17 protein-coding genes, 1 tRNA gene and 1 pseudogene are annotated in these 19,755 nt (G+C 63.0%); 10 read left to right on the top strand and 9 right to left on the bottom strand.

Annotated features, from left to right (window positions below):
• The 4 genes and pseudogenes from ACEPP2_RS02665 (at position 1) to ACEPP2_RS02650 (ending at position 4,567) form a co-directional block, all read left to right on the top strand.
• Positions 1 to 2,079, top strand: coding sequence for a HAMP domain-containing methyl-accepting chemotaxis protein (locus ACEPP2_RS02665; protein WP_077547474.1), 2,079 nt, complete (start codon positions 1 to 3; stop codon positions 2,077 to 2,079).
• A 155-nt stretch (positions 2,080 to 2,234) separates the two neighbouring features.
• Positions 2,235 to 3,731, top strand: a complete 1,497-nt coding sequence (locus ACEPP2_RS02660) for an ATP-binding protein (protein WP_395515704.1) — start codon at positions 2,235 to 2,237, stop codon at positions 3,729 to 3,731.
• A gap of 132 nt (positions 3,732 to 3,863) precedes the next feature.
• Positions 3,864 to 3,940: transfer RNA gene (locus ACEPP2_RS02655), tRNA-Arg, on the top strand.
• A 179-nt stretch (positions 3,941 to 4,119) separates the two neighbouring features.
• Positions 4,120 to 4,567, top strand: a pseudogene (locus ACEPP2_RS02650) (SDR family oxidoreductase).
• Between the two features lie 51 nt (positions 4,568 to 4,618).
• On the opposite strand, the gene ACEPP2_RS02645 reads toward ACEPP2_RS02650, so the two are convergent.
• Positions 4,619 to 5,545: a tetratricopeptide repeat protein gene (locus tag ACEPP2_RS02645; RefSeq protein ID WP_395515703.1), complete on the bottom strand. Its 927-nt coding sequence runs from the start codon at positions 5,543 to 5,545 to the stop codon at positions 4,619 to 4,621.
• A gap of 218 nt (positions 5,546 to 5,763) precedes the next feature.
• On the opposite strand from ACEPP2_RS02645, the gene pyrC reads away from it, so the two are divergent.
• From pyrC to ACEPP2_RS02630, 3 genes are all read left to right on the top strand, one after another.
• Complete coding sequence (pyrC, locus tag ACEPP2_RS02640) at positions 5,764 to 6,804, top strand: dihydroorotase (RefSeq protein WP_152341154.1); 1,041 nt, start codon at positions 5,764 to 5,766, stop codon at positions 6,802 to 6,804.
• An 87-nt stretch (positions 6,805 to 6,891) separates the two neighbouring features.
• Positions 6,892 to 7,587 (top strand): orotate phosphoribosyltransferase, encoded by a 696-nt coding sequence (locus ACEPP2_RS02635; protein ID WP_077547478.1) that lies wholly within the window; start codon positions 6,892 to 6,894, stop codon positions 7,585 to 7,587.
• Positions 7,588 to 7,642: 55 nt separating this feature from the next.
• Complete coding sequence (locus ACEPP2_RS02630; RefSeq protein ID WP_077547479.1) at positions 7,643 to 8,584, top strand: carbohydrate kinase family protein; 942 nt, start codon at positions 7,643 to 7,645, stop codon at positions 8,582 to 8,584.
• Between the two features lie 88 nt (positions 8,585 to 8,672).
• Here the strand turns inward: ACEPP2_RS02630 and pgi are convergent, their stop codons facing one another.
• Together pgi and ACEPP2_RS02620 are read right to left on the bottom strand one after the other, a co-directional pair.
• Positions 8,673 to 10,298 (bottom strand): glucose-6-phosphate isomerase, encoded by a 1,626-nt coding sequence (gene pgi, locus ACEPP2_RS02625; RefSeq protein ID WP_395515702.1) that lies wholly within the window; start codon positions 10,296 to 10,298, stop codon positions 8,673 to 8,675.
• A 101-nt stretch (positions 10,299 to 10,399) separates the two neighbouring features.
• Positions 10,400 to 12,097 carry a long-chain fatty acid--CoA ligase gene (locus ACEPP2_RS02620; RefSeq protein WP_395515701.1) on the bottom strand — a complete coding sequence of 566 codons (1,698 nt, stop codon included), beginning with the start codon at positions 12,095 to 12,097 and terminating at the stop codon, positions 10,400 to 10,402.
• 225 nt (positions 12,098 to 12,322) lie between these two features.
• Here ACEPP2_RS02620 and ACEPP2_RS02615 point away from each other — a divergent pair, with 225 nt between their 5' ends.
• Positions 12,323 to 12,715, top strand: a complete 393-nt coding sequence (locus tag ACEPP2_RS02615) for a PRC-barrel domain-containing protein (RefSeq protein ID WP_395515700.1) — start codon at positions 12,323 to 12,325, stop codon at positions 12,713 to 12,715.
• 118 nt (positions 12,716 to 12,833) lie between these two features.
• Positions 12,834 to 13,949, top strand: coding sequence for a hypothetical protein (locus tag ACEPP2_RS02610; RefSeq protein WP_395515699.1), 1,116 nt, complete (start codon positions 12,834 to 12,836; stop codon positions 13,947 to 13,949).
• A 15-nt stretch (positions 13,950 to 13,964) separates the two neighbouring features.
• Here the strand turns inward: ACEPP2_RS02610 and nadE are convergent, their stop codons facing one another.
• From nadE to ACEPP2_RS02595, 3 genes are read right to left on the bottom strand one after another with little or no spacing between them, the layout of a single operon-like run.
• Positions 13,965 to 14,960 (bottom strand): NAD(+) synthase, encoded by a 996-nt coding sequence (gene nadE / locus ACEPP2_RS02605; protein ID WP_395515698.1) that lies wholly within the window; start codon positions 14,958 to 14,960, stop codon positions 13,965 to 13,967.
• Entirely contained in the window at positions 14,957 to 16,510 is a 1,554-nt protein-coding gene (locus ACEPP2_RS02600; RefSeq protein ID WP_395515697.1) for a class I adenylate-forming enzyme family protein, read from the bottom strand. Before ACEPP2_RS02600 ends, nadE begins: the two co-directional genes overlap by 4 nt.
• Before the next feature lie 7 nt (positions 16,511 to 16,517).
• Positions 16,518 to 16,751 (bottom strand): acyl carrier protein, encoded by a 234-nt coding sequence (locus ACEPP2_RS02595; RefSeq protein WP_235864224.1) that lies wholly within the window; start codon positions 16,749 to 16,751, stop codon positions 16,518 to 16,520.
• A gap of 255 nt (positions 16,752 to 17,006) precedes the next feature.
• Between ACEPP2_RS02595 and xth the strand changes: the two genes are divergently transcribed.
• Positions 17,007 to 17,783 (top strand): exodeoxyribonuclease III, encoded by a 777-nt coding sequence (gene xth / locus ACEPP2_RS02590; protein ID WP_281978229.1) that lies wholly within the window; start codon positions 17,007 to 17,009, stop codon positions 17,781 to 17,783.
• A gap of 39 nt (positions 17,784 to 17,822) precedes the next feature.
• Here the strand turns inward: xth and ACEPP2_RS02585 are convergent, their stop codons facing one another.
• From ACEPP2_RS02585 to ACEPP2_RS02575, 3 genes are all read right to left on the bottom strand, one after another.
• Positions 17,823 to 18,749, bottom strand: a complete 927-nt coding sequence (locus ACEPP2_RS02585) for a dihydrodipicolinate synthase family protein (RefSeq protein WP_198467625.1) — start codon at positions 18,747 to 18,749, stop codon at positions 17,823 to 17,825.
• Positions 18,746 to 19,447 carry a ribonuclease activity regulator RraA gene (locus ACEPP2_RS02580; RefSeq protein ID WP_395515696.1) on the bottom strand — a complete coding sequence of 234 codons (702 nt, stop codon included), beginning with the start codon at positions 19,445 to 19,447 and terminating at the stop codon, positions 18,746 to 18,748. Before ACEPP2_RS02580 ends, ACEPP2_RS02585 begins: the two co-directional genes overlap by 4 nt.
• A 107-nt stretch (positions 19,448 to 19,554) precedes the next feature.
• Entirely contained in the window at positions 19,555 to 19,734 is a 180-nt protein-coding gene (locus ACEPP2_RS02575) for a hypothetical protein (RefSeq protein ID WP_281978123.1), read from the bottom strand.
• Between the last annotated feature and the right edge of the window lie 21 nt (positions 19,735 to 19,755).

Raw genomic sequence — 19,755 nt, 5'->3', positions numbered from 1 at the left:
ATGAGAATCCGAGGTAAGATCAACCTGCTCGTGGGCCTCATGAGCGCTGTAACGCTGATAATTGGCGGCATATCTATTTTTGCGCAGACGGAATCCCGTTCTCTCATGCAGAGCTACGAGGCGGCGGCACATCGGGCCCATATGGGTGAGAGCCTGAACAGGCTGGTGACGGCGGTCGTCATGGATGCCCGCGGTATCTATGCATCCGATACGAAGGAACAAGCCGCCAAGTTCGGTGATGGCCTTCTGACGAGCCTGCAGAAGATGGACGAACTGCTGGCCGACTGGAAGACCGAGGTTCCGGATCATCAGCGGGCTTCTTTCGAGAACCTTCTTACGAGAGCTGCTGAGTTCAAGGCGTTCCGTTCGGAGACGGTCCGGCTCGGCACCGAAATCGGTCCGGAAGCAGGCAATGAGCAGGGCAACAACGAGGCGAACCGTGCTAACCGCAAGGCTTTCCAGGCAGAGATCGATGCCGTCGTACAAGCCGATCTCGCCGAGCTTGAGGCCGTGGATGCGCAGGTCACGCAATTCGGGCGAATGGTCGTTCTCACTCTGTCCGGGATCACTCTCTTTGGTGTCGTCGCCGGTGCCGGGTTTGGCCTCTATATCGGCCGCCGCCAGCTGAGCGGCCCGATCCTGGATCTCACTGCCGCAATGAAGAGCGTCGCCGATGGCCAGTTCGAAACGGATATTCCCGGTCGCGGCCGCGTCGACGAGATCGGCGAGATGGCAGATGCCGTGGAGATCTTCAAGCAGAACGGCATTCAGGTTGCCCGCATGAACGAGCAGGAAAGCGGAAGTCGGGCGCGCAGCGACGAACTTCGTTCGCGGATGGAAGCGGTCGTCGGTGCCGCTGCCGAGGGCGACTTCAGCAAACGGATCGACAAGCGCTTCGGCGAGGAGAGCCTCGACAACTTTGCCCGCAACGTCGACAGCCTGATGGACACTGTCGAGGCTGGCGTCTCCGAGACCGGACGCGTGGTCAAGTCTCTCGCCCAGGGCGATCTTACCCAGACGATGTCGGGCAATTTCCGCGGTGCCTTTGCGGAACTCCAGGCGAACGTGAATGCGGCTGTCGCCAGCCTGCGTGAGGCCATGCAGAACGTGCGGGTCAGCTCCGGCACGATCAACAGCAGTTCCAATGAGTTGAGCAGTGCAACGAACGACCTCTCGAAGCGCACCGAACAGCAGGCTGCCGCCCTCGAGGAAACCTCGGCAGCACTCGACGAGATCACCGCCGTAGTCCGCACCTCGACCGAGCGCGCTCAGGAGGCTACGGTCATGGTGGGCGAGGCGAAGGAAAGCGCCGTCCAGTCCGGCGCCGTCGTCCGCAGCGCGGTGGAAGCCATGGGCCGCATCGAGCAGGCGTCGCACGAGATCGCCCAGATCACCAACGTGATCGACGAGATAGCCTTCCAGACGAACCTGCTGGCGCTCAACGCCGGTGTGGAAGCTGCGCGCGCCGGAGAGGCCGGCAAGGGCTTTGCCGTCGTCGCCCAGGAGGTTCGCGAGCTCGCACAACGTTCTGCCGCGGCCGCCAAGGACATCAAGGGCCTCATCACGAAGTCGGGCGAGGAGGTTGCCGGTGGCGTCCGTCTGGTCCAGAAGACGGGCGAGGCCCTGTCCGAGATCGAGGCGCGCGTCCTGCGGATCAACGACCACATCCATTCGATCGCGGTCGCCGCGAAGGAGCAGGCGACCGGTCTGCAGGAGGTCAATACAGCCATCAACCAGATGGATCAGGTGACACAGCAGAACGCCGCCATGGTCGAGGAGACTTCGGCAGCAACGCAGAAGCTGTCCTCTGAAGCCGGCGGATTGTTCTCGATGGTCTCGCAGTTCCACCTGGGAGAGGCAGGCGCCGCCCAGGGCCACACAGCAACAGTGTCGGCTACGGCCTCGAAACCACCGGCCTCCAGGAGCATCGCGAAACCGGCACGTGCCGCATCCGAGATCGATCGACCGCGTGCTTCGCCTGCACGGGCAATGACGGGTGCGATCGCCAAGGCTCTTGGTATTGGCGGAGCCGCGACGGCGGCAGCCGCCGCGCCTGATGCAGACTGGGAAGAATTCTGAACATCAATGCATCGCTGAAACCTGCGCAGGCCGAGGATTCCCCTCGGCCTGCTTCTGTTTGTGCGGGGTGCAAAACCTGTTAAAAAGGACTCGGGGCGCACGATAGTTGGATGCGGCCGCCAGAGGGGGTTTGGCGGCAACGACTGGAGATCCGCATGAGCGGAGACGCCGAGACAGAGACTGACGCATCGCCGGAGCGCGAAGCCCCAGCGCGGATGCCGCCCCTTTTCCAGGGCCTTTCGGGGCGGTTGCTCTGGCTGACCGTCGCCTTCGTCATGCTCGCCGAAATTCTCATCTTTGCGCCCTCGGTGGCGGGAATGCGCATGAACTGGCTGCGGGACCGGCTCGATACGGCGGCGGCGGCCGGTGTGGTCATCGACGGTCTGCGGCCCTCCGAATTGCCCAGAAGCGTTCAGGACGACACGCTGCTGGCGACGGGCGCAAAGGTTGTGGCGCTGCGAAAGGATGGCACCTCGAGCTTGCTGGCCGCAGTCGATGCCCCACCCCAGATCGACGACCAGTACGACCTGTCGGATGTGTCGCTTCTCGTATCGATCCGCGACGCCATGCAAACCCTGTTCTTCGGCGGTGGGCGGGTCATGCGCGTTCTGGGACCGATCGGCGAGACGGACATGATCATCGAAGTGGTGATGACCGACGACGCCCTGCGCAAGGACATGCTCGACTACGCGCAGATGATGTTCGTTCTGTCGCTTGTGATCTCGCTGATAACCGCCGTGCTGATCTTCCTCGCCATCAACCGCATGATGATCCGGCCGATCCGTCACCTCGCGCGCAGCATGCAGATCTTCTCGGAGCGTCCCGAGGATCCGGGCCGGTTGTTCCGCCCCGATGCCGCCAGGGGCGAGCTTGCCGTGGCCGGGCGTCATCTCCTGGAAATGCAGGTCGAGCTGCAGCGAACCCTCAAGCAGCAGAAGAACCTCGCCGACCTCGGGCTGGCGGTGTCCAAGATCAACCACGACATGCGCAATATTCTTGCCTCTGCGCAGCTCATGTCAGACCGCCTCGTGGACGTCGACGACCCGATGGTGCGCAGCTTCGCGCCAAAGCTGCTGCGCACCATAGACCGGGCCGTCGGCTACACCAGCGAAGTGCTGTCCTACGGCCAGGCGAGTGAATCCGCGCCGAAACGACGCGTGCTGCGTCTGGCGGAGCTGTGCCAGGACGTGCGCGACATGCTCGCGCTTGATGCCGAGACAGGCATAGAGTTTCAGGATCAGATCCCGGTCGACCTCGAGATCGATGCCGACAGCGATCAGCTCTTCCGCGTGATCCACAACATCTGCCGGAACGCGGTACAGGCCCTGGTGATCTTCCATCCTGACGATCCGGCGACCATCAGGCGCATAACCCTCACGGCGCAGCGCGTCGGCAGCGTCGTCAGCATCACCATAGACGATACGGGGCCGGGAATGCCGCGCAAGGCCAAGGAAAATCTCTTCGCCGCTTTCCGGGGCTCGGCCCGCTCTGGTGGTACCGGGCTGGGACTTGCCATTGCGCGCGAACTGGTGCTTGCCCATGGCGGCACCATCGCCCTGGTGGAGAAGCCCGGGCCGGGCACGCAGTTCAGGATCGAGATCCCCGATCGTCCGGTCGCCCTCGACGACTACCGCGTCCGCGCCGGCGCTTGAAACTCCCTGACCAGCGACGACCCCGGTACGTCGGTTGGCAAAAAACGGATCGACATCGGAAAAGCGCTTGCAATCCATCGGAGGACGTTTTAGAGGATCGCCCACGCAAGCGACACGGTCGTTTCGCAGTGCGCACCCGTAGCTCAGCTGGATAGAGCACCAGACTACGAATCTGGGGGTCAGGAGTTCGAATCTCTTCGGGTGCGCCATTCTTCCTTTTGATGTCCCGTTCTTCTGCGTGTCTTGCGGCCAGCCTGTCGAGGCGCAGGCCATGTCATTCCGTTCCTGTAAATTCCGGTCCTGAAGCCGCCATAGGCAAGCGCGAGTTGGTGGTGCTATAGCTTCAGCGAGAGCACATCCGGCGGATGTGCAGCGCCAGGGAGCTACAATGCAGGACGATTCGGAAAAGCCGGTTGCGTTGATCACTGGTGGTGGACGTGGCATGGGGGCGGCGATCGCGCGGGAGCTGCATGAGCGGGGCTACCGTCTGGCACTCATGTCGCCTTCGAGAAGCTGCGAAGCTCTGGCCGCTGAACTCGGAGGCGTCGCGGTCCGCGGCGTTGCAGAAGAGGCAGCGGACATCCAGGCAATTTTCGATCTGGCGATGACGACCTATGGCCGGATCGATGCGGTGGTCAATCACACCGAACTGCATTCTCCCAGGCTACATCGACAGCCTGGACCACAAGCCCGAGACTGCCGACAAGGTACCAATGAAGCGCATCGGGCTTGTGGAGGAGATAGCTAAGACGGCTGCCTTCCTACTCTCCGATGGCGCGGGCTATATCACCGGGCAGAACATTAGGGTGGATGGCGGCCTCACGCGTCACGTCTGAGATTTTGCCTGAGCGGGATCAGGACGCGTGTAGCATCCGGTTCGGCGTCTATCAGATGCTCTTCGTGAGGATGGAGGGGGTCTCCATATCGCCTTCCTTGAGGATGAGGGTGGTTACCCCTTCATCGAACCCGCTGACCTCCGGTGGCGCCAGACGGCCCGAGGCATGCAGTTCGACAACCTTGTTGGCGGCGAACATGTCACCGCGCTCCGCGGCCTGGGCATACAGTTCCGCGGCCTGAGCGGCATCCGGCTCGATACCTTCGCCGGTTTCGAGCATAATGCCGAGGTTCACCATGGCATCCACGTTACCGCGTGCAACGGCGAGATCGTACCAGGCAATAGCCGTTTGGTCGTCCTCGGGAACAAGGTTTCCTTCATCATGGATGACGGCGATGTTGAAAGCTGCCGTGTCGTCGCCGCCCGCGGCAGCAGTCTCGAACCAAGCCAGCGCCTTGGAAACGTCAGCGTCGGTTCCGATCCCGTCGCGATAGGATACGCCGAGGTTGTAGGCGGCTAGCACGCTCCCACCCTGGGCCGCTTCGCGATACATCTCAAACTCCGCGCGGTGGTCGCCGAGACGGCCGAGAAGAATGCCGAAGTTGACCTTGGCTGCCGGATAGTCTGCCTGCGCGGCAGTCTGATAGGCCGACATCGCCTGATCGATTTCGTTGGCCTTGTTCAGCGCGCGGCCCAGCTGATAGGCAAAGCGCGGATTGCCGGTGGCCTCGAATGCGAGCCGGCACGAATCGATTGCGCTGGCAGCTATTTCGGAAGTCTCGACGGCGCCGAACGCCTTGTTGCGCTGGTTGTCGCTGGGGCTGCCGGCAAGCCGGTCGCACTCGTTCTGAAGGTTGAGCGAAGTGGCAGCAAGGCCATTCTCCTGCGCACCGGGAGACACTGACAGCGCCAGCAGCGCGACTGCGGTTCCTGTTGCAAGTGCAAATCCCTTGTTGACTTTAGAGACCGGGGATTTCATTGTGCGCTCCGATTCATTTCTTCTTCATTTTGCTTAACGAACGCCCAAGTCCGTGAGCGGTTCCTTTAATGCTAGGATCCGGCGGCGCTGCCTCAGGCATTTCTGATCACCATTTCGCGAGACAACTGGCCCGACAGGGGGTTGCGGTTGCCCTTGGACGTTGTTTCCGAGCACCCGTTGGTGCTATGCCGCCTCACTGATGACTGCGAGGCTCCCCTATGAAGACGCTCACCATCCGCCGTCCTGATGACTGGCATCTCCACCTGCGCGATGGCGCCGTTCTGGAAGGGGTCATTGGCGATACCACCCGCCATTTCGCCCGCGCCATCATCATGCCGAACCTCGTGCCGCCGGTCGTAACAACGGCCGACGCGGCAGCCTACCGGGAGCGGATAGTCGCAGCCCTGCCGGAAGGCGATCGTTTCGAGCCGCTGATGACGCTTTATCTGACGGAGGGGACCGATCCAGACGATGTCGCAGCCGGCAAGCAGAGCGGCCTCATCACCGCCGTGAAGCTCTATCCTGCCGGCGCCACCACCAACTCCAGCAGCGGGGTGCGCGATATCGAGAATGCGATGCCGGTTCTGGAGCGGATGGCGGAGATCGGCTTGCCGCTCTGCGTCCATGGTGAGGTGACGACGCCCGAGATCGACATCTTCGACCGCGAGGCCGTCTTCATCGAGACGGTCCTCGACCCGCTGCGCAAGCGCCTGCCGGAGCTGAAGGTGACGATGGAGCATGTCACCACCAAGGACGGCATCGACTACATCCGCGGCTCCTCCGGCAATCTTGCCGGCACGATCACCACCCATCACCTGATCATCAACCGCAACGCCATTCTCGTCGGCGGCATCCGCCCGCATTACTACTGCCTGCCGGTTGCAAAGCGCGAGCATCATCGGCTGGCGCTGCGGGCTGCGGCGACGTCCGGCGACGCACGCTTTTTCCTAGGCACTGACTCCGCGCCGCATGTCGACCCCTTGAAGGAATGCGCCTGCGGCTGCGCCGGCATCTATACGGCGCCGAACACCATGAGCTGCCTTGCGCATGTCTTCGAGCAGGAGGATGCCCTTGACCGGCTTGAGGCCTTTGCCTGCCTCAATGGTCCGGCCTGGTACGGGCTCGCGCCGAACCCCGAGACGATCACGTTGTCCAGGCAGGAGCAGCCGGTGGTCTACCCGGCCAAACGCGAGACGGAGGCGGGAGCGATCACCGTATTCGATCCGATGTTCCCGCTGCACTGGCGAGTGGATCCCTGAGCCTTTGATCCGCCGGCGGGACATCTGGCGCGTCGGGCGGCATGCTGCTATGGCGCTTGGAACCGAGCGACAGGAAGGAGCGCCAGCATGATCCAGACCACCTTTACGGACCGCAGCGTCATGGCGGAACTGATGGCGAAGATGCTGTGGGAGATCGGTGCCGTCCACTTCAGCGCCGACAAGCCTTACAAGCTGTCTTCAGGCATGATGAGCCCCGTCTACATCGATTGCCGCAAGCTCATCTCTTATCCCCGCATCCGCTCCACCATCATGGATTTCGCAGCCGCCACGGTCATGCGCGACGCCGGCTTCGAGAAATTCGATTGCGTTGCGGGTGGCGAGACCGCGGGCATTCCGTTTGCAGCCTTTCTTGCAGAGCGTCTCGGCCTGCCGATGATCTATGTCCGCAAGGCTCCCAAGGGCCACGGCCGCAACGCCCAAATAGAGGGTCACATGCCGGAAGGGGCTCGGGTGCTGGTGATAGAGGACCTGACCACGGCCGGTGGTTCCATGTTCAAGTTCATCGATGCCATCCGCGCGGCCGGCGGCACCGTCGACCACGGTATTGCCCTCTTCTTCTATGGCATCTTTCCGGAGGCCGAGGCGCGCTTCTCCAATGGTCAGGTGCAGCTTCACCACATCGCCACCTGGCGCAACGTCTTGGCGGTGGCACGGGCCGAGCGGCTCTTCGACGACAAGACACTTTCGGAAGTCGAGGCCTTTCTCGATTCGCCGCTCGCCTGGTCAGGCCGCAACGGCGGCGTGAGTGAGCTTTCGCTCTAGCCAAGTGACAAAAGCTTACGTATCGAATGACGCAGCAGTTCTGGGAGGGACCGATATGATCCTGTGTTGCGGCGAGGCGCTGATCGACATGCTACCGCGTGAGACGACGCTCGGCGAAAAGGGCTTCGCGCCCTATGCCGGCGGTGCCGTCTTTAATACGGCGGTCGCGCTTGGTCGGCTTGGCCAGCCGACCGGCTTCTTCACCGGCCTCTCGGACGACATGATGGGGGACATCCTGCGCGACACCCTGCGCGCCAGCAATGTCGATTTCAGCTACTGCGCCACCCTCTCGCGGCCCACCACCATCGCCTTCGTGAAGCTCGTGCAGGGGCAGGCATCCTACGCGTTTTACGACGAGAACACGGCCGGAAGGATGATCACGGAAGATCATCTGCCGGACCTGGCCGACGAGTGCGAGGCGCTCCACTTCGGCGCGATCAGCCTGATCCCGGAACCATGCGGCTCGACCTATGAGGCGCTCTTGAAACGCGAGCATCAGCGGCGCGTGATCTCGCTCGATCCCAATATCCGTCCCGGCTTCATCACGGACAAGGCTTCGCACATGCTGCGCATTCGGCGGATGGCCGCCATGTCCGACATCCTGAAGTTCTCCGACGAGGATCTCGCCTGGTTCGGCCTGGACGGCGATACGGACGCACTTGCACGCCACTGGCTTCATCATGGCGCCAAGCTAGTCGTTGTCACGCGCGGAGCAGAAGGCGCGACAGGCTACACAGCAGATCATCGGGTTACGGTGCCGAGCGAGAAGGTAACGGTGGTGGACACCGTCGGTGCCGGAGATACCTTCGACGCAGGCGTACTCGCTTCGCTGAAGCTGCAAGGGCTCCTGACGAAGGCTCATGTGGCGAAGCTTACCGAGGCAGAGATCCGCAACGCCCTTTCGCTGGGTTCGAAGGCGGCAGCGGTAACGGTTTCGCGGGCAGGTGCTAATCCGCCATATGCGCATGAGATTGGTTTGCCGGCCCCTCACGCCTAACCGTCCTGGTGAGCGTCACCGGCAGCTGCCATCTCGTAAACGGCGCATACGCGGCCCAGTAGGGAGAACCCCGTCCAGGCCGGACGCGTCAGCTTCTGGCCTTCAGCAGCCGCGCCACGAGCCCCGCCGTCGAGCTGTCGTGGTCGTCGGCGGTTTCCTTGCCTTCGACGATCGGCAGCAGGCCGGTCGCTAGTTCCTTGCCCAGTTCGACGCCCCACTGGTCGAATGAGTTGATCCGGAACAGCACGCCCTCGACGAAGACGCGATGCTCGTAGAGGGCGATGAGGCGGCCGAGTGCAAAGGGCGTGAGCTGGTCATAGACGAAGGTGATCGAGGGACGATTGCCGGGGAAGACGCGATGAGGCGCGATCGCGTCCGCCTGGCCTTCGTCCATCCCCTTCGACGTCAGCTGTGCCTTCGCCTCCTCCAGCGTCCGGCCCTTCATCAGCGCTTCCGACTGCGCCAGGCAGTTGGCAATCAGCAGCTCGTGCTGGTGGCGCAGATGCGGCTCGAACCCGATTGTCGCGATCATGAACTCAGCCGGAACGATGCTCGTGCCCTGATGGATGAGCTGGTAGAAGGCATGCTGGCCGTTGGTGCCGGGCTCGCCCCAGACCACGGGTCCGGAATCCCCCTCCACCGGCGTCCCGTCCACCGTCACACCCTTGCCGTTCGATTCCATGTCGAGCTGCTGCAGGTATGCGGGGAAACGCGCCAGACGCTGGTCATAGGGCAGGATCGCCCGCGAGGGATAGCCCAGCACATTGCGGTGGTAGAATCCGATCAGCCCCAGCAGCATCGGCAGGTTCTCACGGACCGGCGCCTCGCGGAAATGCCGGTCCATCGCGTGCGCACCGTCCAGGAAGCGGCCGAAGTTTTCCGGGCCGACTGCGATCATCAGCGGCAGGCCGATCGCCGACCAGATCGAATAGCGCCCGCCGACCCAGTCCCAGAAGCCGAAGACGCGTTCGCTCGCGATCCCGAAGGCAGCCACCTTGTCGAGGGCGGTGGAAACGGCCGCAAAGTGATGCTTCACCGCATCATCGCCGAGCTTCTCGGCGATGAACGCCCGCGCGGAGGCGGCATTCGTCATTGTTTCAATGGTCGTGAACGTCTTGGAGGCGATGATGAAGAGCGTCGTCTCGGCATCAAGGCCCTTCAGCGTGTCGGCGATGTGGGCACCGTCGACATTGGAGACGAAATGCGCGCGGGGGCCGTCGTGGAAGGGCGAAAGCGCGAGCGTCGCCATGGCCGGGCCGAGGTCCGAGCCGCCGATGCCGATATTGACCACATCGGTGATCCTGCGCCCAGTTGCACCCTTGAGGCTCCCGGATCGAATACCATTCGCGAAGCCAGCCATGGCGGCGAGCACGCCATTGACGTCCGGCATCACATCCTTGCCGTCCACCAGGACAGGCTGGTTGGATCGATTGCGAAGCGCCGTGTGCAGGACGGCGCGGCCCTCCGTGAAGTTGATGGCCTCGCCGGAAAACATCGCATCGCGCTTCTGCGCAACCCCTGCCTCTTCCGCCAGCGTCTCCAGGAGAGTGATGACCCGATCGTTGACGGCCGTCTTGGAGAAGTCCATCAGCAGGTCGTCCAACGAGACACTGTACCGCCTAAAGCGTTGCGGATCGGCAGAAAATGCCGCCCGCAGGTCGGTCGCAGCCGTGGCGGCGGCGGTGGTCTTCAGCTCGTCGATGATGGCCCGCATGGAATGTCCTCGTGATCCGGGGGAGGGATGCACGGGAACCTATAAGACTTCCATGTCAAATCAAGCGCCGCCTGAAGCGGCTGCGCCTGCGATGGCCGTCCTCAGCCGCGCAGTTCGCGGCGAAGGATCTTGCCGACATTGGACTTCGGCAGTTCGTTGCGGAATTCGATCAGTCGCGGGCGCTTGTAGCCGGTAAGGTTGGCGGCGCAGTGCTCCCGCACGTCATGCTCCGTCAGCGCCGGATCCTTCTTGACGACAAAGAGCTTCACCGCCTCGCCCGAATGCGGGTCCGGCACACCGACCGCCGCGCATTCCAGCACGCCCGGATGCATGGCCGCGACTTCCTCCACCTCGTTCGGATAGACGTTGAAGCCGGAGACTAGGATCATGTCCTTCTTGCGGTCGACGATCTTCGTGTAGCCGCGCTCATCCATGTAGCCCATGTCCCCGGAGCGGAAGAAACCGTCATCGGTCATGACCTTGGCTGTCTCGTCCGGCCGCTGCCAATAGCCGGCCATCACCTGCGGTCCGCGGATGCAGATCTCGCCGACTTCGCCGAGCGGGAGCGGCTTGCCGTCTTCGTCGCGAATGGAAATCTCTGTCGACGGCAGCGGCAGTCCGATCATGCCGGTGAATTCCTGCGTGTCGAAGCGGTTGGCGGTGGCAACCGGAGAGGTTTCCGACAGGCCGTAGCCCTCGGTGATCGCAGTGCCGGTCAGCGCCTGCCAGCGTTCGGCAACCGGCCGCTGCACGGCCATGCCGCCGCCAAGCGCCAGGATCAGCGAGGAGAAGTCGATCTTTCCGAAGTCTGCATTGTTCATCATCGCGTTGAAGAGCGTGTTGAGGCCCGGGAAGACATGCACCTTGTGCTTCTGCAGTTCCTTGACGAAGGCGGGAATGTCGCGCGGATTGGCGATGAGGATATTGTGCCCGCCCATGGCGACGCCCATCAGCGAATTCACCGTCAGTGCGAAGATATGGTACAGCGGCAGTGCGCAGACAAAGGTCAGGACCTCGGGCCTTGGCCTGTTCTCGAATGCCGCCTCCAGCCACATGCTGATCTGCATCTTGTTGGCGATCAGGTTGGCATGCGTGAGAGCCGCCCCCTTTGAGACGCCCGTCGTGCCGCCGGTATATTGCAGGAAGGCGACATCGTTGCTGTCGATATCGACCGGCTTCAATGGAAGATGCGAGCCTTCCGTAAGGACCTTCTTGAACGGAATAGCCGAGGGGATCGACCAAGCCGGAACCAGCTTCTTGACCTTCCGGACCACCAGATTGACGACATGGCCCTTCATGCCCAGCATGTCGCCCATTGCCGTCACGACGATGTGGCGCAAGCCGACTTCGGCTGCCACCTGCTGGACGGTGTGAGCGAAGTTCTCCAGAACGAAGATCGCCTTCGCACCCGCATCCTTCAGCTGATGCTCGAGCTCGCGGGGCGTATAGAGTGGATTGACGTTAACCACGACGAAGCCGGCCCGAAGGATCGCGTAGGTGACGACCGGGTTCTGGAGCACGTTCGGCATCATGACGGCGACGCGGTCGCCCTTCTCCAGCCCCTGTGCCTGAAGCCAGGCGCCCACTTTGCGCGTTTCCACTTCCAGCTCGCGATAGGTCATCTCGCGGCCCATGCTCGAGAAGGCCACGCGCGGCAGATATTCTACGCAGCAGCTCTCGAAGAGTTCGCCGAGCGAACGATAGGAAAGGGCCGGGATTTCGGGGGGAACCGAAGAGGGATAGGAGGCAAGCCAGAATTTCTCGGAATTGTTACTTACCTGCGCAGGCGCTTCGTTCATATGGGCCTCCTCTTCCCTTTTCTCTTGGCGGCGTTTCATGGCGCAAAGTCCTCCACTCTGCGGCAAGACTCCCACTATGCCATGCTCTGTCCCACCGGGCCATAAGCCGATTGCTATATAACCTGCACGTAAACGTCAACGGCCCGAGCCGCGGCCCTTCAGGGAACGAACGCCTGGACCATGAGTTTCGAAGGAGGCACTCACCGAACCATAAGGAGGCACGTGATGTTGCATCAGGAACCGCGCGCAGGGCAGGACCCCTATGTGAAGGACACCCCGTCGCTGATCGCAAGCGACAAGGTGGAAGGTACCCGCGTCTATGGCGCCGACGGACAGCATATCGGCTCGATCGAGCGCGTTCTTCTGGAGAAGCGTGGCGGCCGCGTAGCCTATGCAGTCCTCAGCTTCGGCGGCTTCCTCGGCATCGGCGATGACTACTACCCGTTGCCGTGGGAAAAGCTGAACTACGATGAGGAACTCGACGGCTACCGCATCGACCTGACAAAGGACCAAATCACCGGCGCGCCCCGCTACAATGATCTGGAGGACGACAGCTGGTACCAGGACAAGGGCCGTACGATTTACGACTACTACGGTGTCCCGCCGTACTGGATGTGACATTTCCAGCGTCGAAGGACCACGAGACGCCCCCGCACGCGGGGCCTCTTTCCGTTTGCTTAATAGCTGCGTGCCAATCATGCGATCAGCCGTCGCAGAGCCGGAGCAAGCGGGAAACATGTCTCAGTCAGCAGGGCAGGGGAGCGTGCGCGATCTTGAGCGCGACGATATCTCCACGGTCGCCCGCCTGTTCCAGAACACGTTTCGCAACGGCCAGGATGTTCCCGGATCGCTCGTAGAGTACATTCGGGAGGTCTTCCTCGATCACCCTTGGGATGAAGAGGATCTGCGCTCGAAGGTCTTTGTGGGGGAAAAGGGCGAGCTCACGGGCTTCATCGGCGTCTTTCCATCGCGCCTGCAGCTCGAAGGCAGGCCGATTCGAGCCGCGTTCGCGGGTTCCATGATGGTGCAGGAGCCCGAGCGAAATCCGCTAGCCGGTGCGCGCCTCCTGCGCGCATTCCTCGCCGGCCCCCAGGATATTTCCTTGACCGAGACGGCAAACGCCACCGCGCTTGGCATGTGGCAGAAGCTCGCATTGCCGCTCGATACAGCGTATAGCCTCAACTGGCTGCGGGTCTTTCGGCCGGTTTCCGCCGCAGTCAACGCTGCTGAACGCCGTCTCCCGAGTGCGCGTATACTTCGGCCCCTGGGCAGAGCCGCGGATGCGGTAGTCGAGAAGACCGGCGTCTCCTCGCTGCGTGTGTGGAAAGGTGCAACCGCGCGCCGCATCAGCTTCCGGGACGCGAGCGAGAACGAGTTCGCCGAAGCGGTGCTTTTATTGAGCAAGAGCTTTCCTCTTCGCCCGCTCTGGGATCGTGCCATGCTCGACTGGTTTATCGGGCATGCGCGCCAGAAACGGGCATTAGGGGCACCCGTCTGGCGTATAGCGGAATCGAGGAACGGCGACATCGCCGCCTGCTATGCCTATTTCGGCGGAGCCGGCCATATCGGCTGGCTGCTGCAGGCGCTCTGCGCGCCGACGATCGCCGGTGATCTCGTCGATGACCTTTTCGCCCATGCGGACGGAAGCGGTTGCGCCGGGCTGCGGGGTGGTGGGCACCCGTGGTTGACCCACGAACTGATCACCCGGAAGGCAGTCTTCTATGGGCGGGCCTTCTTCGTTGCCCATTCGAAGGATGAGAGCCTCCTGCAGCCCATCAAGTCGGGACAGGCACTGATCAGCGGCCTTGCCGGAGAGAACTGGACCCGCTTGATCGGCGACCGTTTCGACTGACCGGATGCCACCCCATCAAAGCATGGTCGCCGGTGCGGCGTGCAGATACTCGGCTACCTTGCGCTTGGACGCGATATTGCGCCACACCGCATCCACCTGCTCCGGCGTCAGGCCAGCCGCATCGGCGACGGCATCCGATGAAACACCATGGTCGAGCCCGAAGAGGCAGATGTCCATCCGGTCGTAGGGAAGCGAGAAGTAATATTCGTCCTGGCCCTGGGGCAGCGACCAGGTATCGGTTGTCGGCGGTCGGCGACGGATCTCTTCCGGCACGCCCAGAGCCTCTGCGAGCTGATAGACCTGCGTCTTGTAGAGGTGCGCGATCGGCTTGAAGTCTGCTGCGCCGTCGCCGTTCTTCACGAAGAAGCCCTGGTCGTACTCCAGCCGGTTCGGCGTCCCTGCGACCGCATAGTTCAGGCGGTCGCCATGGTAGTACTCGATCTGCTTTCGGGTGCGCTGCTTCATGTTGGCCGCCGCGATCATGCCGAGATAGACGTCGAGCGGCATCCGGTGCCTACTCTGCTCGCCGGCCGGCGAGGCGACGACAAGCCAGGAGATATTGTAGCCGCGGTTCGAGAGGGCATTCTCCAGCACCACCTTGCAGCCCCAGCCTTCGCCGAATTCCGGTACGATCTGTCGGATGAAGCCGTCGCGCCGGGTATAGCAGCCCGCCGCGGCGAGGGCCGGGCCGATGTCTTCCAATACCGTCTCGACACCGGTTGCTGCGGCCAGCGCCTGTCCCAGCCGCAGGCTTTCCGGGTCGGAATCGTGCTCGGGCATGAAGATGCCAGTCACCCTGGAAGGGCCGAGGGCCCGGGCGCAAAGGGCTGCCGTGACGCTGGAGTCAATGCCGCCGGACAGGCCGAGCACGACGCCGCGCTTGCGCAGGTCCTTCAGGACGGTCTCCCGGATCCAGGCGCAGATGCGCGCGATCTCGGCCTCGGCATCGAGACGGAGGCTGACGGCGGAAAAGGCCGCATCCTGGCGGGCGATCTTCATCGTCTGGTTCATATTGCAGTCTCCAGTTTCCCCTCGACGAGGTCGCCCTCGGCGCTCATCCTGATCTTGCCGGTCGTCGTTCGCGGCAGCATATCGCGGAACTCAACAATCTTCGGCACCATGTAATCCTCAAGCTGGCTGGCGCAGTGACGCATGACGTCACGCTCCGACAGGGTAGAGCCGGGTTCCAGCGCCACATGGGCGCGGACGACCTGGCCGAAGACCGGATCCTCCATTCCCGTCACCGCCGCCTCCCGGATGCCGGGCAGGGCGTAGAGCACCCGCTCGACCTCCTGCGGGCTCACCTTCTCGCCGCGCGTCTTGATGATGTCGTCCTTGCGGCTGACGAAATAGAGAAAACCGTCGGCATCAGTTCTGAAAAGGTCGCCCGTTCGCAGGCGTCGTCCGCCCTCGATTTCCGTCGGGCGTTGCCTCGGGCCCGCCTCGTCGCCCCAGTAGCCGGCCATGACATGCGGCCCCTCGACCACCAACTCGCCCACCTCCCCGGGATTGCAGGGTTGGCCGTCGTCCCCCACGACATAGGCGCGCGTGCCTGGAATGGCCTTGCCGACGGATGTCGGGCGGCGTGCGATTTCAGTCGGCTCCAGATAGCTCACCCGCAGACACTCGGTCTGGCCATACATGATGAAGATCAGAGTGCCCGGCATCATTCCCCTGAGCCGTCCGGACAAGGCGGGCGGCAGCGCCGCTGCGGCGCTCGTGACGTAGCGAAGGGAGGCGAACTGGTCGTCAGGAAGGTCCTTCATGCCGGCAATCAGCGCGGCCATGGCCGGCACCAGGGGCAACCCTGTCGCCTTCTCCGCGGCAAGCCGGTCGAGGATCGTGCGAGGAAAGGCAAAGCTCTTCTCCAGCACCAGCCTTCCACCAACCGAGGCCATCGTCACCATCTGCGTGATGCCGTAGCCGAAGGAAAGCGGCAGAACGCTCAGGACGACGTCGTCCTCGGTATTGCCGAGATAGCCTGCGATCGACTGGCAGGCGGCATCGACATTTGCATGCGTCAGCATCACGCCCTTCGGGCGTCCCGTGGAGCCGGAAGTATGAATGAGGAGGGCGAGTTCCGACTCGTTCGCGCGCAGCTCGGGCCGAGCCGTTGGCCCGCCGAATGTCATAGACGCGAACGACAGCGCATCCCCGACGGCATTATTCGCCCCTTCCGTGGTGATGACGATGGGCTGGCAGCCGCTTGCCCCGATCGCCGCCTGGACGGACAGGATCTGCCGCGCCTGGGTCACGACTGCTGCGGGCCGGATGCTTGAAAATATGGCTGCGAGCTTCTCCGATTTCATCGAGGGATAAAGCGGACAGGCTACGGCACCGGCCTTCCAGGCTGCAAAGAAGCTTAGCGGAGCCTCAATCCCGTTCTCCAGCAGCAGCGCCACCCGGTCTCCCGGCTGGACCCCGGCTTTGCGGAGCGCGGCGGCCAGGTGATCGGATCGGGTATCGAACTCGGCATAGCTCAGGCGGCATCCACCGGCGACAAGAGCGACCTTGTCGGGATAGCGGCGGGCGCTTTCGCGGAGCCTTGCCTCGAGCCGCATCGGGGTTTCAGGCGGCAACCGGCAGCTTGCGCGCCAGGTAATTGGTCATGGCATCGACGCTGTCGAGGTTTTGCGGGATAATCTCTTCATCCGCGATGCTGATGCCGTAACTGGTCTCCAGAAAAGCGATCAACTCGAGGACTCCGGTTGAATCCATTACGCCGCTTTCCAGCAGAGACTGGTCATCGGCGATCTCCGCATCCGCGCGAAAAAGGAAGTTTTCGGCAATGAACTCGCGCACCGCGGGTCGGAATCTCTGGCTCATGACTGGTCGCTCCGAGGTATATCTCTATCTGCAATGCCGTCGCGTATGGATTTGCGGCATGTCTCAACGAGAATTCACCATGACACCGTCACCTGAATCTTTCGCTAAATGGCATCGTAAAGACTTCGCAAAACATGCAGAGGTTGTAATGTTCGACAATGGTGGCGCGATGCGATCGAGTGGCCCGACGGACAACGCTTCATCCTTCGCGGTCATGAAATCTGTGCCGGCATGAAGATTGCGACCTTCAACGTCAACGGTGTCAACGGCCGGATCGACACCCTTCTCCGCTGGCTCGACGAGGCGCGTCCTGACGTGGTCTGCCTACAGGAGTTGAAGGCGCCGCAGGAGAAGTTTCCCCACCGTGCCCTGGACAAGGCGGGTTATGGGGCGGTCTGGCACGGGCAGCAGCGCTGGAACGGGGTGGCCATCCTGGCACGCGATGTTGAGCCGATCGAGACGCGCCGCGGCCTGGGCGGTGATCCGGACGACAGCCACAGTCGGTATATCGAAGCGGCCGTCAACGGCGTGCTGATCGGCTGCCTCTATGCGCCGAACGGAAATCCGGCGCCGGGCTCCAAGTTCGACTACAAGCTCTCCTGGTACGAGCGCTTTCTTGCTCACACGCAACACCTCTTGAAGACGGGCGCTCCGGTGGTGCTCGCAGGCGACTACAATATCATGCCGACGGACCTCGACGTCTATGCGCCGGAGCGCTGGCAGGACGATGCGCTGTTCCGACCCGAGGTGCGCGAGGTCTTCCGCAACCTCATCGCGCAGGGCTGGATGGACGCCCTGCGCCAGCTTCATCCCGATGAACGGATCTACACCTTCTGGGACTATTTCCGGAACGCCTGGGGTCGCAATGCCGGCCTCCGCCTCGACCACCTGCTGCTCAGCCCGTCCGTTGCGGGCCGTCTGGACGCGGCCGGCGTCGACCGCCACGTGCGCGGCTGGGACCATGCCAGCGACCACGCGCCGGTATGGGTTACACTTCTGGATGAGTGAGGAGCCGGCACGGATGAGAAGGTCCGCGCCGGCAATGGGTCAGAGGGCAGCCCGCTTGTCGCGGCGGCCGAGCCGCTGCAACAGATAGTCCACCTCGGCCCGCGCCGTCTCCGAAAGGGCAAGCCCCGGCTTGCGCTGCGCATCCGATGTGATCACGCCACGCCGCTTCAGCACGTGCTTGCGCACGGCAAGCCCGATGCCGAGCTGCTGCTCGTAGCGGATCAGCGGCAGGTGTGCATCGAAAAGGTCGTGCGCCTCGTCTCGCTTTCCCGCGGCGAACAAGCCGATCAGCTCTGTCAGCATGTCCGGGAAGCCATATCCCGTCATTGCGCCATCGGCGCCACGTTCCGGTTCAAAATCCAGGAACATGCCGCCATTGCCGCAGAGGATCGAGAACGGCCGAAGCTCGCCCGCCTTCTGCAGGGCGCGCAGCCTGGAGATCTTTTCCAGCCCCGGCCAGTCCTCATGCTTCAGCATCAGGCAGGAGGAATGGTTAGAAATGACCTTCGCCACCACGCTCACTGACATGACGACGTTCAGCGTCAGCGGGTAGTCCTGCAACACCCAAGGCACGTCGTCGCCGACCGCCTCCACGGCCTGCCCAAAGTAGTTGATGATCTGCTCGTCTGTCCGCAGCGCGGGCGTCGGCGCGATCATCACGCCGGCCGCCCCCATGTCCATCGCATCGCGGGCGAGCGAGCGCATCGCAGCAAATCCGGGAGCCGAGACGCCGACAATCACGGGCACTCGCGAGCGGCCGACCACCTGCCGGATGATCGCCCGGCTCTCCGACGGCTCGAGCTTCGGGGCTTCCCCCATGATGCCGAGGATGGTGATCCCGGTACAGCCGCTGTCCTGGTAGAAATCCGTCAGCCGGTCGACCGACGGCGTATCGAGCGAGCCGTCCGGCAGGAACGGCGTGGTGGCGATGGCGTAGACGCCTTTCGATTGCGCGGAAAAGCTCACTGGGCGTCCTTCCATGCCTGGTAGCGCGCCTTGGTCTCGGCATTCATCGGATAGAGGCCGGGAAGCGGCACGCCGCGGTCGACCTCGGTCATGATCCAGGCTTCCATGCGCTCCTGCTCCGGCGCCTCGGCCAGTACCGCATCGAGCAGTTTCGCTGGGATCAGCACCGCGCCGTCTTCGTCCACGACGACGATGTCGTCCGGGTAAACGGCGACGCCGCCGCAGGCGATCGGCTCCTGCCAGCCGACAAAAGTAAGGCCTGCAACGGACGGTGGCGCAGCGACGCCGTTGCACCAGACATCGAGGCTGGTGCCCAGCACGCCTTCCGCATCCCTTACCACGCCATCCGTCACCAGCCCGGCAACGCCCTTCTTGACCATGCGCGAGCAGAGGATGTCGCCGAAGATGCCCGCATCGAGCACGCCCATTGCGTCGGCGACGGCCACGCAACCTTCCGGCATCGCCTCGATTGCGGCGCGGGTGGAGATCGGTGACGCCCAGCTTTCCGGCGTTGCGAGGTCTTCCCGCGCCGGCACGAAACGAAGCGTGAAAGCGGGGCCGACGACGCGTCCCTGCCCAGCCTTCAGGGGCTTGGTGCCCCGCATCCAGACATTGCGCAGGCCCTTCTTCAGCAGCACGGTGGTCAGCGTAGCGGTGGAGACACCCTTCAGCGTCTCGACGATCTTCGGATCAAGCATGTAATTTCCTCGGCACTCGGGCGACGGAACGTTCCGTCACGGTCGCGGATATTCTGTTGCCCGACAAGATGCGTCAAGCAAACGGATGACGCTTTCGGTTCGCACGCTTAGTCCTTGCCCGACGTCCGGTCGGTATCGCCGTTCTGGAAGATCCGTCGGTCGTCATCGGCCGCGCCGACGTCGAACTCTTCCACGGGCGAGATCGGCGAATTCGCGGAGACCTTTGCCTGCTCGTCGGTCTTCTGCTGGGCTTCCTGCTTGGTCTCTTGCTTGTCAGTATGGTTCATCGTCTGCCTCCTGGTTCTCAA

Origin of the sequence: Pseudorhizobium flavum, from assembly GCF_044142885.1 — a bacterium.
Classification (GTDB): Bacteria; Pseudomonadota; Alphaproteobacteria; order Rhizobiales; family Rhizobiaceae; genus Neorhizobium; species Neorhizobium flavum.
This window is presented reverse-complemented; position numbering and strand designations above follow the sequence as displayed.

Excerpts from the sequence above, each read along its gene's own strand:
- ACEPP2_RS02665 (WP_077547474.1), top strand. The coding sequence starts at position 1 with ATGAGAATCCGAGGTAAGATCAACCTGCTCGTGGGCCTCATGAGCGCT.
- ACEPP2_RS02660 (WP_395515704.1), top strand. The coding sequence starts at position 2,235 with ATGAGCGGAGACGCCGAGACAGAGACTGACGCATCGCCGGAGCGCGAA.
- ACEPP2_RS02645 (WP_395515703.1), bottom strand. The coding sequence starts at position 5,545 with ATGAAATCCCCGGTCTCTAAAGTCAACAAGGGATTTGCACTTGCAACA.
- pyrC (WP_152341154.1), top strand. The coding sequence starts at position 5,764 with ATGAAGACGCTCACCATCCGCCGTCCTGATGACTGGCATCTCCACCTG.
- ACEPP2_RS02635 (WP_077547478.1), top strand. The coding sequence starts at position 6,892 with ATGATCCAGACCACCTTTACGGACCGCAGCGTCATGGCGGAACTGATG.
- ACEPP2_RS02630 (WP_077547479.1), top strand. The coding sequence starts at position 7,643 with ATGATCCTGTGTTGCGGCGAGGCGCTGATCGACATGCTACCGCGTGAG.
- pgi (WP_395515702.1), bottom strand. The coding sequence starts at position 10,298 with ATGCGGGCCATCATCGACGAGCTGAAGACCACCGCCGCCGCCACGGCT.
- ACEPP2_RS02620 (WP_395515701.1), bottom strand. The coding sequence starts at position 12,097 with ATGAACGAAGCGCCTGCGCAGGTAAGTAACAATTCCGAGAAATTCTGG.
- ACEPP2_RS02615 (WP_395515700.1), top strand. The coding sequence starts at position 12,323 with ATGTTGCATCAGGAACCGCGCGCAGGGCAGGACCCCTATGTGAAGGAC.
- ACEPP2_RS02610 (WP_395515699.1), top strand. The coding sequence starts at position 12,834 with ATGTCTCAGTCAGCAGGGCAGGGGAGCGTGCGCGATCTTGAGCGCGAC.
- nadE (WP_395515698.1), bottom strand. The coding sequence starts at position 14,960 with ATGAACCAGACGATGAAGATCGCCCGCCAGGATGCGGCCTTTTCCGCC.
- ACEPP2_RS02600 (WP_395515697.1), bottom strand. The coding sequence starts at position 16,510 with ATGCGGCTCGAGGCAAGGCTCCGCGAAAGCGCCCGCCGCTATCCCGAC.
- xth (WP_281978229.1), top strand. The coding sequence starts at position 17,007 with ATGAAGATTGCGACCTTCAACGTCAACGGTGTCAACGGCCGGATCGAC.
- ACEPP2_RS02580 (WP_395515696.1), bottom strand. The coding sequence starts at position 19,447 with ATGCTTGATCCGAAGATCGTCGAGACGCTGAAGGGTGTCTCCACCGCT.
- ACEPP2_RS02575 (WP_281978123.1), bottom strand. The coding sequence starts at position 19,734 with ATGAACCATACTGACAAGCAAGAGACCAAGCAGGAAGCCCAGCAGAAG.